Consider the following 10,843-nt stretch of genomic DNA (forward strand, 5'->3'; position numbering starts at 1 on the left):
GGGCCGTTGGAAAAGGACCTGCTGAGCAGGCACCTCGCCGACGGCCCACCAGTACCCTCTGGCACAACCTCGGCGAAGCCGCCGAGAAGTACGTCTTCCAACACCGCGCGTGCCTGCGACCGGCACCGGCGCCACCGGAGGAGCCCCAGCAAACGTTAGATCCGCCCACGTCGTCGCCTTGGCCGACAGGACACCGGTTCGCCGAGCGAACCCGCGCCAAGCATGCAACCGTCCACGCGCTCCTGGCCGCTGGACACAGCAAGCGGTCCATCGCCCCCAGCTCGGCATGGGCTTCAGCACCGTGCTCCGCTTTGCCCGCGCCGCAGAGCCGGACAACTGTGCACCGGTCAGTGGCAAAGCCGACCCACCAAGCGGGCGGCTTCGGAGTGGATCAGGTCGAGTTGGTGGCGGGCGCCGTCGACGAGCACGATCCAGTCCCGCAGATGCTGCGGGTCGCGGGAGGTGGCCTGGGCGAAGGCGTCAGCGACGACCTGTTCTGGGGGACGGATCAGCGAGACGGTGCACCACTTCCGTACCGCTTTTGGGCCCGTCCTGGGCGGCCGGGCCTCGCTGCGCCCACCGGGCGGATGAACGATGTCGTGGGGCCGGCGCGGAGCGGGGGTGGTGTCGAAGACGCAGGCCACCGTCGCCATGCGCTTGCGGTTGGGTTTCTCCCCGGGGGCCAGGCGTCCGCGTCGGCCTGCCGCGGCACTCTTGGCCGCGGCTTGGCGGGTGGCTTCGCGCAGGGCTTCGGGGCGCATCACCACGCCCTTGCCGTCGATCTGGATGACCAGGGGCATCTCGCGGGTGCACGGGGTCGGGATCTTCACCGTGTAGTAGGCGGCGATGTCGACGGCCGAGGCGACCACCAGTTCTTTGAGGCGGCGCTTGCCCAGCACTTTCCCCGCTTCGACCCTTTGCGTAAGCAACGCCGCTTCGGGCGTAGTGGTTCAGGCGGCGCTGACGGCCCGGCTGCGTTCAGCAGGGTCGGACCCGCCCTTGGCTGCCGCCACTGCGTCCAGGCCACGAAGCTGGGGTGAACCTCCTCATACGAGGGGCCGACAGCCGTGTCCTCCCCATCGGTGGCAGCGACCTGGGGTGAGGTACGCGGCCAAGGCGTGCGGGCCGGTCTGGTCTACCCGGTCCCCGACCCGGCCTTCCCGTTCCTCGGCGTCCACCTCACCCGTGACGTGCATGGCGGGGTGCACCTCGGCCCCAACACGGTCCCGGCGATGGCCCGCGAGGGCTACCACCGCCGTACGTCGAGGGCCCTGAAAAGGGGGATCTGACAGGTCCGAATCCTGTCGATCGGGGCAAGTTCGGGTCGAAGATCCACTTAATTGTCGAGCGCACCGGTCTGCCCATATCCGTCGTCATCTCGGGTGCGAACATGCACGACAGCCAGGGCCTGGAGCCGCTCGTGCGCGGGATACCGCCGATCCGCTCACGCCGCGGACCCCGGCGCCGCAAACCGGGAAAGCTCCACGCGGACAAGGGCTACGACCACCGCCACCTGCGCCAATGGCTCCGAAGCCAGGGCATCGTCCACCGAATCGCCCGACGCGGAATCGAGAGCTCAACCCACCTGGGACGTCACCGATGGGTCATCGAACGAACCATGTCCTGGATCGCCGGCTGCCGCCGCCTCCACCGCCGATACGAACGCAAGGCCGACCACTTCCTAGCCTCCACCAGCATCGCCTGCACCCTCATCCGCTACCGACGACTCACCAAATGAGATGATTTCTAAGCCCGTCCGTATCCGCCAGCCCGGAGAACCGCTCACCGCCGAGGAGATCGACCTGCGCGATCGGCTCCAGTCCCAGCCCCACCCGAACGCCGAGCTGCGGTAAAGCCCCCCGCGCGTGCTACCGGCTGAGATCGGGCACGTGGCGTACCTCGTCCAGGCGCACGTAGTGCCCGGCGGGGTAGTCCGCGTTCAGGGTGAGGTGCGGCCGACCGGTCTCCATGTCGACGGTCCAGTCCCCGGAGCCGCCGGTCAGGATCGGCGGCGGCTCGTCAACAGACGCGCAGAGAGACGGCCAACGAAGGCTCAGCGCAAGATCCGACACGGATGTCCCGAGACCGCAAGACCATGATCAAGTGCTTAACGCCAACGGCTGTACCGATGGTCCCCATGGCCGATCCTGCCGGGGAGGGGCCGTGAGCGGCGCGGCGCGGATACTGCCTCCTCCGTGCCGCTCGTCGACCCCTGGCCGTCTCTTTACCCGCTGTCGAAGCTCCGCCTACGGCGCGGCAGCCGGGACATCGGGGCGAGGGTCGATCGGCGTGAGCACGCCGAGGCGGTCCTCGATCTCCTGGGCAGCGGCCAGGCAGAGGTCTTCCCGGAACGCGCGCCCGATAATCTGCACGCCGGACGGCAGTCCGTCGCTGACTCCGGTCGGTACGGCGACCGCGGGAATGCCCACAAAGCTGGTCACCGTGCACAGTCGCATGCTCTCGGCGACCCGTTCCCGCCCCGTTTCGTCGCGTGACTCCAGTCCCGGCTCCACGGGCGGCTCGGTGAACACCGGTCCGAGTAGCAGCGGGAACTCGTCGAGGAACTCCGCCCAGGAGCGGCGGATGCCGAGCCAGGTCCCCATCAGCTTCGTGAGCTCTGCGGCGCTCGCAGGAGGAGTCTTCTCCATGGCCATTTGGATGTAGCGGTCTCCGCCTTCGCCGAGCAGTTTCCGCACCACCGGCCAGGTCGGCGCGAATTCGGTCACGGTGATCCGGCCGTATGCCTCGAGTGCCTCGTCCAGCCGCGGAACGTCCGCCACCTCCTGCACGTCGTACCCTGCGTCGCGCATCGCGTCCGCTGCCGCTGTGACGGCCCCGCGGACCGTGGGGTGGACGCCGTGGCCGCCGGGGTCGGCGACAAGCGCGACCTTGACCGGCCCCGGCAGCGGTTCGCCGTAGAGGGGCACGGGTACGGCCCGCGGGTCCCGTGGGTCGGTCCCCGCCAGCGCCTCGTATGCCAGCCGCAGATCGGCGACCGTACGTGCCAGGGGCCCGTCGGTGACCAGCATCTGTGAGGCTGGTCCCGGGTCGTCCGGTCCGAGGACGCGGTGGTCGGCGGGGAACCGCCCGGTGGTCGGTTTCAGCCCCGTCACGCCGCAGAACGAGGCCGGGATCCGTACTGATCCGCCGGAATCGTTGCCGAGTCCGAGCGCGGCCATACCGGTGGCGACGGCCACTCCGTCACCGCCACTGCTACCGCCCGGGGTCCGGCTCGGGTTCCACGGGTTGACGGTGTCGCCGAACAGCTCGCTGCGGGTGTGCATCCCGGCCAGGACCAGGGTGGGCATGTTGCTGTGGCCGATCGGTATGGCTCCCGCCGCGCGGAGCCGGGCCACAGGGGGTGCGTCGGCCGGAGCCACCAAGTCGCGGAAGCGTGCCGTTCCGAGCGTGGTCGGCACGCCTTCGACAGCCGTGGTTTCCTTCACCGTGAACGGCACGCCGGCCAGCGGCCCGAGTTCCTCGCCCGCTGCTCGCCGCTGGTCCGTGTGTGCCGCGGCCTTGCGGGCTCGCTCAGCCAACAGCTGCGTGACCGCGTTGACCTGTGGGTTGACCTCGGCGATGCGTTCCAGGTGGCTGTCGATCAGTTCGACCGCCGATATCTCTCCGCCTCGGACGGCCTTCGCCTGGGCGGCGGCCGTCATTGCCCACAGGGCGTTCTGCCTGATCATCGTGCTTCCTATCCACATGCCGAAGTGCCTGTGTCCGAGACCTTATCCCGGAAGCGATACGATCGTATTGGAATAAGGAGGATGACCGGGCATGCCCAAACAGGTGGACTACGAAGGCCGACGCCGCCGGATCGCCGAGGCTGTCTGCCTTCTCGCAGACGAACACGGACCGGAGGGAGTGAGCATGCGCGACGTCGCCGCCCGCGCGCAGGTCTCACTGGGCGCCGTGCAGCGCTGCTTTCGCAGCAAGGGGGAGATGCTCCTCTTCGCCGTCGATCACGTCGGCGAACGCATCACCGAACGCGTGAGGACCCGCCTGACCGCCAGCCCGGCCCAGTCGGCCGCGACAGCCCTGGGCCACGCGACCAACGAGATTGCCCTGCTCCGCGAAGAACACCGCGCCGAGGCACGAATCTGGCTCGCGTTCGTCGCTCAGGCTGCTGTCAGCGAGCCACTCGCAGGCCCGCTGAGAACCAGCTACGCGGCCCTCCAGAACCTCCTCGTCCGCCTCATCACGGAGGCCGCCGAGAGCGGCTCGGCCGACGAAGGCGCTACGCCGCCCAACCCGCAGCACGAGGCTTGCACTCTGCTGGCCCTCGCCGACGGCCTCACCACCCATGTACTCCTAGGCCACTTGACCGCTGAGGAAGCCGAGGAAGTCCTGCACGCGCATCTTGTCGGCCTCTGGGAACGCCTCGGCACCATCCGCCCCGAAAAGCCGTCTGACACTCCGGGCGCTCATCGCTTTGCGCGTGCCGTGTCAGCTGCACCGAATTAGTAGGGCCGGGGAGCTGCCACGGGCACCAGGTCGAGCTGCTTGTCCATGTCGAGCAGGAACGTCCCGCACGGGTTGACGTTCGACTACATGAGCTACGACGCTGACTGGGACGTGGTCCAGGACGCCTGGTGAGGACCCTCCAAGGGGCCACCGCTCTACCCATCATTCAACCTGCGGTGGCGCCCGACGTGAATGCGCTGTCATCACGTGTACCTGCGACAGCTTCCACCAGGGCGACAAGGCTGTTCGCAACCATGGAAGCGATGCCCGGGTCTGATCGCCGACTGATGTCCGGGGCGTCGTCCCGAAGGAGGAGGGCGGGCTCGCCCGCAAGGTTGATGGCGAGGGGACCGTGGCGGGATGTGCGGCGTGGGTGCGAGGCGAAGCATGGAGACAACCGCACGCCGCTCCGGAGGTTGTCATGAATGCCGCGAACACACTGCCCACCACGGCCAAGGCCACAGCCACGGGCTTGGCGGTGCCGCGTTGGGTGGACCTGGCGGCGCATGCCGTGCCGCTAGCCGTCCTGCCCTCGGGGCTGTGGCGGATGGCCATGGCCGTGGGCATCCCGGTGGGTTTCAGCGGCCAATTGGCCAAGGACTGGCAACCCGGGCTGGAAGTTTCCTCCTACATCACCCTGCTGACACTTGTCACTGAGGGGCTCGCGCTCATGACTCTCGGCCTGGTCAGGCCCTGGGGCGAGAGAGTGCCGCGCTGGATCCCACTCCTGGGTGGCAGGCGCGTGAGGACCTGGGCGGCGGTTGTTCCGGCGCTGCTGGGGGCGTTCGCGGTCACCGCACTGACGACGGAGATGTTTTGGGGTGGCTGGCCGGCAGAAGCAGGCGGCTCCGAGGCGCCGCAGGGCATGGCCGCGTTGATCATGAACGCGTGCTACGTGCCGATGCTGCTGTGGGGGCCGCTGGTCGCCGTCGTCGCGGTCTCCTACGCACTGCGACGCCGGAGGTAGATAGCTTTTGAGGTCTCGGCACCTGGCGAACCACGTGGCAGAACGGCCTATGGCCTGCGAGCAAGCGTACTGGCTGCGCTCACAGAACGGACAGAGGCCGGGAGCCCGTGCGTGTAGAGATCGAGCGCGAGGGTCAGCGTCGCGTAACCGCGTCGCCGAACACGGTCTCGCGCAGCTTCACCGGCATCGGGGTCGAGTCCAGCACCAGGACCTGGCCCTGGCGGTGGACCACCATCCGGCCCGCAACGCCGGCTTCCGCGGCGGCCTGCGCCGTCCGTCCGTAGCGTGGTCGGGCGCCTCCGGGGCCGAACCACTCCTTCCAGACGTCCGCGAACGTCCAACGGGAAGGGATCTTCTCGGCCGGAAGGCTCGCTCACCCCGCGCCGGCCCACGTGGGGTGAGCCACCAGGCCGCAACAACGTCGGCTGCCGCCACCACCCTGTCCCGAACACTTCAGGGAGTACCCCATGCACGACTTGCACGTTGCTGAGCCTGCTCCCGATGAGCCCGCTGCCTTGGCGAAGTCTTCTACGCTGAAGCGCCTTTGGTTGCGCGCGTTCGGGAAGGCGGCTCCTGGCGGAGCCAGTAGTACCCCGAGTCCGACTCGCGGCCGGAATCGGGGGATCTCCGCCCCAGGGGTGGCGGAGAAGGCCCTGCGCCAGGGGCGCCGGACCAAGCCGGGACCGAGGGCGGCCCCCATCCGGAAACCCTCCACGCCACGCAGCAAGCGATCCTGCACCCCGAACGTACTGGTGCCTCTGCCGGCGGCGAGCCGCTGGTGCAGGGTGTGCAACCCGCGATCCGCCGCTTCACGGGCGAAAAACGGACCATGCGCGTCGGCCCCTTGCGCTTCACCGACCATGAGCGCACCCGCCTCCAAGAGGCCGCCGCCGAGCACAACTACAAGGGCGAATCCGGCTTCGCAGCCGACATCGTCATCGCGTTCATCACCGGACGGTTCACCGCCAACCTCCCCCTCAGCGAGGACCGCCGCCGCACGCACATCTTCCGCGCCCAGGTGCTGCGCGCACTCAACCGCACCGGCTCGAACGTCAACCAGATAGCCCGCGCCCTCAACACCGGCTACACCCCGCCCGACATCATCCAGCGCCTCGACGAACTGCACCACCTGCTCACGGACATCGCCCAGGCCCTGTGCAATCCTTCCGACCCGACGGAGGTCTGACCGGAATGATCGCCGCCATCAAGCCCTCCGGCGCCAACACACGGGGCTTGCTCGCCTACCTCTACGGCCCCGGACGACACGACGAACACCTCGACCCACACCTCGTCGCCGCCTTCGCCAGGCTCGGCAGGCCCGATCCCGGCCGCTATGAGAACGCCACCCTCACCGCTCTCGCCCACTACCTCGACGAACCCGTCACCTTGCGCAACAGCGAGTTCGGCAAGCCCGTCACCGACCACGTCTGGCACTGCGCGGTGCGCGCCGCCCCCCGAAGACCGGTACCTGTCCGACGCCGAATGGGGCCAGATCGCGCAGCGCATCGTCCAGGCCGCCGGCATCGCCCCCGACAGCGACGACCTGGGATGCCGCTGGATCGCCGTCCGCCACGCGGACGATCACATCCATATCCTCGCCACCACCGTCCGCGAAGACGGCCGCCGCCCCAAACTCCACGACAGCGGCATCCGCGTCGGTGATGCGTGCCGTCAGATCGAGAAGGACTACGGCCTGCGCCGCCTGGGCAAGGGCGACCGCACCGCAGCCGGGCGGCCCACCCAGGGCGAGATGCACAAAGCCACCCGCCTCGGTTGGGAACAGACCAGTCGCGAATGGCTCCAGGACCGCATCCGCGCCGCCATCCCCCGCGCCACCAGCGCCGAGGAACTCCTCGCCTACCTCGAAGCCGACGCCTTCGAGGTCAAACCCCGGCGCGGACCCTCCGGCGACCTCCTCGGCTACTCCGTCGGCCGCCCCGGCGACCTGAACAAGAACGGCGAGCAGATCTTCCACTCCGGCGGGAAGATCGCCCCGGACCTGCTCCCTGCCGAAACTCAAGGCCCGCCTGGAAACCACAGCGCCCGAGGAACACCCCACCGCCCGCCGCTATCGGCCCACGACCGTGTGCCAGCAGGCCACCGAAGCCCTCGACACCCTCCACACCGAGATCACCAGCAACAGCAGCGACGGCGACGTTGGTGATGCGCGGGCCCAAGCCCACGTCAGCGCCCTCGGCGAACTCCTCGAAGCAACCGCCCAAAAGGCCCCCGCTGACCTGCGCGCCCAGCTGCAGGCAGCCAGCATGGTGTTTGCGCGTGCCCAGCGCTCTCAGATTCGGGCACACGACCGTGCCGCCTACGCCCTGCGCACCGCAGCCCGCGACATCGCTAACACCGCCACCGGCCCTGACGGCAGCGCGCTCGCCGCCCTCACCGCCGCGCTCGTCTGGGCCGTCATCGTCGCTGGACGCTGGCATGAAGCCAAGGGCCACGCCCAACAGAGCAACGCCGCCCGGCAAGCCGTCAACCACCTGCAGGCAGCAGCCAACAGCGCGCTGGCACCGACGCTCACCAAGCTCGAAACCCGCCAGCCAAAGGAAGAGACCCTTCGCACGCTGGCCAGCGACGTACGCGCCGCTCTACCCGAACAAGCCGCCCGCATCCTGAGCGACCCCGGCTGGCCCGCCCTCGCCACCGTCCTTGCCGACGCCGAAGCAGGGGGCCACAAACCCCGCCAACTCCTCAAGGAAGCCGCCGCTCAACGCGAACTCGCCACCGCCCGCCAACCCGCACGCGTCCTGCTCACTCGCATCCAACACACCAGCCGCAACCCCGCACCCAACCCCCGAGCCGAAGCCGCCCCCCTCCGCTCGACCAAGACCACTGGCACCCAGACACAGCAGACCCCGCCGGCTCCGGCGCCCGCCCCCCGGGCGGCCAGGATCGATCAACCCCACCAACGCCGCCGATAGAGACGCCGCGCAGCCGGGCCGGTCACCTTCCATCAGGGTCTGACGGGTTCGAATTTCCGTACGCATGACCCGTGCACGACAGGGCAACCGCTGGTCAGGAGGTTGATAACCATGGGTCCACTGCTTCTGGTTCTACTGCTCGCACTGATTCTGTTCGGTGCCGGCTTCGCGCTCAAGATCCTCTGGTGGGTTGCGGTCGTGGTGCTGGTCGTCTGGCTGCTCGGCTTCGTCATGCGCGGCACCCACTCGTCGGGAAGTCGCGGTCGCTGGTACCGCTGGTAGCCACGACAGGCGCGTGAACACGGGAAGAGGCCCGGCGGACAATCCGCCGGGCCTCCGCCGTGCCCCCGGATCGTCAGCTGTCGAGGGCGCCTCTCCACCCAGGGGTCAGCGCGGAATGGCATGGGTAGGGGATCGGTGTCCGGGGGCGGCGCGGGGCGCGTGACCCATGCACGCGAACCTCAAGTTCACCCACCCCGTCCCCGGACCCCTGTCAGCCGATCAACTTCTCTCGCGCGAGTGCGTGGGCACTGGATCCCCCCATACGCATTGCGGAGCGTACGAAGCCGCCCGCACTGTGTGGGCTGCCCTACCGAGAGCGGCTCCGCCAGTACGCCACCCAGTCCCACGACAGGAGCGCCATGTGCTTCTTCCACCCCTGGGGATCGTGTTGGGCGATCTCGTCCCACAGCTGGGCGTTGGCGGCGGAGAAGGCGGCGACGGCATTGTCCGGCGCCTGTTGCCATGAGGGGAAGCGTCGTGTCCACTGGTCGGCGTCCTGTGCGCTGTGACCGGCTTCCATGAGGCGCAGGATCAGGACGGCGGGGTCGATCCAGGCAGCGCCGCGGGTGGGCCAGGCCCAGTCGATGATGTGGGCGTGTTCGGTGATCAGGATGTTGTGTGGGGCGAGATCGGTGTGCAGCAGGGTCTTGCCGGCGAACAGCTCGGCTTCTCCCGTATCCGCGTAGCTGCCCCAGCGTTGCTCGGCGCGCTTGAGCTCCAGATCGGGACATCGCGAAGCCTGCAGGTCGGCGATGGCCTGGGCGAGAAGCGGGAGGTCTTCGGAACCACGGGCGTAGTCCGCGTGGCGTCCGGTGATGCGTTCGTAGCCGATGAGGTCCCAGCCGGCGACCTGCACGCGCCACAGCAACCGTGGGGAGGCGGGGGGAAGGTGGGGGTTGATCTCGGCTTCACGTTGCTGCGTGCGGGCCTGCGGATGCGAGGGAACCCCCTTGATGAACAGGCTCGCGTCGGCGGTGGTCGCCAGGACGGCGATTCCGGAGTTTGCGCCGCCTGAAGCTGTCTCGGCGTGCAGGATGGATCCAGTGTGCTGCTCGACGGCGGCACGGGCGGCCGACGGTAGGTCTTCCCAGTGGATGCGGGTGACGGGCATAGCGGTTCCCGGGGTGTGAATGAGCGGGCCGACCGTCCCGACCCTATGGGGCCGGGACGGTCGGCTGTGGTGCGGCGCGGTTTAGTACGGGTTGTCGTCGCCGGCGTTGCAGGAGCACATGACGGTCTCGACGAGGGTGTCGAGGTCGCCGATGATCTCGACCTCGTCCTTGGCGAGCAGTCGTGTGGCGATGGTGATGGGTAGGGGTGTGGCGGTGGCTGTGGGTGCCATGGGGTCTACCTCTCTGAGTGTTGGCAGTAGGTGCGTTTTGGTGCCTTCGCCTCCTGGTAGAGCCTGGCGAGCGGTCGTCAGGTCCAGCAGGTGCCGGACAGCGAACAGCCGGAGCAGCCACCAGTGCGAAGCATGAGGGAATCGGCGATCTTGCCGAGGCGACGCAGGCCCTCTACGCCTTCTTCGATCAGCCGGATATTGGGGTCCCGCCCGACCTTGCAGATCGAGGCGACACCGAAGGGGTCGGCGTGGAAGAACGTGTGGCCGGCGTTGCAGCCGCCGAACGGTTTGCGCTGCCGCAGAAAGTCCGCGGCCTGCGTGGGAAGCGGCTCGCTGCCACCGGCGATGGTCGGCGACATGTTGGCGTACGTCTGGTGCGGGTAGCCGTACTGCTCGGCCAGGGCGCGCATGCCGTCGAGCTCGTGAGCGTTGTCGTCGGACACGATGAGGTTCAGTTTCACGGGTAGTGCGGCTTCGCGGGCGGCGGCCAGTCCTCGGGTGAAGCGGTCGAACGCTCCGCGGTTGCGCAGGACAGGCGGCTTGGAGAGCTGCGAGCCGTTCGACGAGATTGAGAGCATCATGCCGAGCGCGTAGGCGCGGGCGTAGCCGTAGGGCGACGGGCTACGGACGAGAAGTGTCTCGGCCGCTGAGAACTCGGCGAGATCCACATTCCACGTGCACCGCGCTGCCCTCGACCAGCCAGGCAGGGGAGTTGAAGCACTCGACGACCGCCTGCTTGAGTTCCAAGTACCTCGCCTGCGGGATTTTGATGCCAGACGACTCTCCCGGCTTGACGACTAGGCCGTGTCCGGCCGATCATCTGATCCGTTGATCTGGTTATGGGTCGGGGTG

The 10,843-nt window shown here is 68.6% G+C and carries 9 protein-coding genes and 4 pseudogenes; 7 read left to right on the top strand and 6 right to left on the bottom strand.

Annotation, left to right across the window (positions count from 1 at the left end; translation table 11 throughout):
- Positions 1–371: 371 nt before the first annotated feature.
- A pseudogene (locus C6N31_RS41530) lies at positions 372–911 on the bottom strand (ISKra4 family transposase); the annotation flags it as partial.
- Between the two features lie 216 nt (positions 912–1,127).
- Between C6N31_RS41530 and C6N31_RS41535 the strand changes: the two are divergent.
- A pseudogene (locus C6N31_RS41535) lies at positions 1,128–1,268 on the top strand (L-2-hydroxyglutarate oxidase); the annotation flags it as partial.
- Positions 1,269–1,276: 8 nt separating this feature from the next.
- Positions 1,277–1,738, top strand: a pseudogene (locus C6N31_RS41540) (IS5 family transposase); the annotation flags it as partial.
- Positions 1,739–1,868: 130 nt separating this feature from the next.
- On the opposite strand, the gene C6N31_RS41545 reads toward C6N31_RS41540, so the two are convergent.
- A complete protein-coding gene (locus C6N31_RS41545) occupies positions 1,869–2,072 on the bottom strand; it encodes a hypothetical protein (RefSeq protein ID WP_198359553.1) in 204 nt (67 codons plus the stop codon).
- Between the two features lie 174 nt (positions 2,073–2,246).
- Positions 2,247–3,689 carry an amidase gene (locus tag C6N31_RS41550; protein ID WP_198359554.1) on the bottom strand — a complete coding sequence of 481 codons (1,443 nt, stop codon included), beginning with the start codon at positions 3,687–3,689 and terminating at the stop codon, positions 2,247–2,249.
- Between the two features lie 91 nt (positions 3,690–3,780).
- On the opposite strand from C6N31_RS41550, the gene C6N31_RS41555 reads away from it, so the two are divergent.
- The 5 genes and pseudogenes from C6N31_RS41555 to C6N31_RS41580 all read left to right on the top strand — a co-directional run bounded on the left by C6N31_RS41555 (position 3,781) and on the right by C6N31_RS41580 (position 8,649).
- The gene (locus tag C6N31_RS41555; RefSeq protein ID WP_198359555.1) at positions 3,781–4,467 is read left to right on the top strand and encodes a TetR/AcrR family transcriptional regulator; all 687 of its coding nucleotides are present in this window, start codon (positions 3,781–3,783) and stop codon (positions 4,465–4,467) included.
- A gap of 421 nt (positions 4,468–4,888) precedes the next feature.
- Positions 4,889–5,434, top strand: coding sequence for a hypothetical protein (locus C6N31_RS41560; protein ID WP_198359556.1), 546 nt, complete (start codon positions 4,889–4,891; stop codon positions 5,432–5,434).
- A gap of 730 nt (positions 5,435–6,164) precedes the next feature.
- The gene (mobC, locus tag C6N31_RS41570; RefSeq protein WP_198359560.1) at positions 6,165–6,620 is read left to right on the top strand and encodes a plasmid mobilization relaxosome protein MobC; all 456 of its coding nucleotides are present in this window, start codon (positions 6,165–6,167) and stop codon (positions 6,618–6,620) included.
- Positions 6,621–6,625: 5 nt separating this feature from the next.
- Positions 6,626–8,367, top strand: a pseudogene (locus C6N31_RS41575) (relaxase/mobilization nuclease domain-containing protein).
- A gap of 111 nt (positions 8,368–8,478) precedes the next feature.
- The gene (locus C6N31_RS41580) at positions 8,479–8,649 is read left to right on the top strand and encodes a hydrophobic protein (protein WP_198359557.1); all 171 of its coding nucleotides are present in this window, start codon (positions 8,479–8,481) and stop codon (positions 8,647–8,649) included.
- Positions 8,650–8,956: 307 nt separating this feature from the next.
- Here the strand turns inward: C6N31_RS41580 and C6N31_RS41585 are convergent, their stop codons facing one another.
- The 3 genes from C6N31_RS41585 to C6N31_RS41595 form a co-directional block, all read right to left on the bottom strand.
- Complete coding sequence (locus tag C6N31_RS41585) at positions 8,957–9,760, bottom strand: phosphotransferase (RefSeq protein ID WP_198359558.1); 804 nt, start codon at positions 9,758–9,760, stop codon at positions 8,957–8,959.
- An 81-nt stretch (positions 9,761–9,841) separates the two neighbouring features.
- Entirely contained in the window at positions 9,842–9,991 is a 150-nt protein-coding gene (locus C6N31_RS41590) for a hypothetical protein (RefSeq protein WP_198359559.1), read from the bottom strand.
- A 77-nt stretch (positions 9,992–10,068) separates the two neighbouring features.
- Positions 10,069–10,659, bottom strand: a complete 591-nt coding sequence (locus tag C6N31_RS41595; RefSeq protein ID WP_232486307.1) for a hypothetical protein — start codon at positions 10,657–10,659, stop codon at positions 10,069–10,071.
- Positions 10,660–10,843 lie beyond the last annotated feature (184 nt).

The sequence above is a fragment of the Streptomyces fildesensis genome, from assembly GCF_016107395.1.
In the GTDB taxonomy this organism is placed as follows: Bacteria; Actinomycetota; Actinomycetes; order Streptomycetales; family Streptomycetaceae; genus Actinacidiphila; species Actinacidiphila fildesensis.

Coding starts and splice junctions, on each gene's coding strand:
- C6N31_RS41550 (WP_198359554.1), bottom strand. CDS start 3,689: ATGATCAGGCAGAACGCCCTGTGGGCAATGACGGCCGCCGCCCAGGCG.
- C6N31_RS41555 (WP_198359555.1), top strand. CDS start 3,781: ATGCCCAAACAGGTGGACTACGAAGGCCGACGCCGCCGGATCGCCGAG.
- C6N31_RS41560 (WP_198359556.1), top strand. CDS start 4,889: ATGAATGCCGCGAACACACTGCCCACCACGGCCAAGGCCACAGCCACG.
- C6N31_RS41580 (WP_198359557.1), top strand. CDS start 8,479: ATGGGTCCACTGCTTCTGGTTCTACTGCTCGCACTGATTCTGTTCGGT.
- C6N31_RS41585 (WP_198359558.1), bottom strand. CDS start 9,760: ATGCCCGTCACCCGCATCCACTGGGAAGACCTACCGTCGGCCGCCCGT.
- C6N31_RS41590 (WP_198359559.1), bottom strand. CDS start 9,991: ATGGCACCCACAGCCACCGCCACACCCCTACCCATCACCATCGCCACA.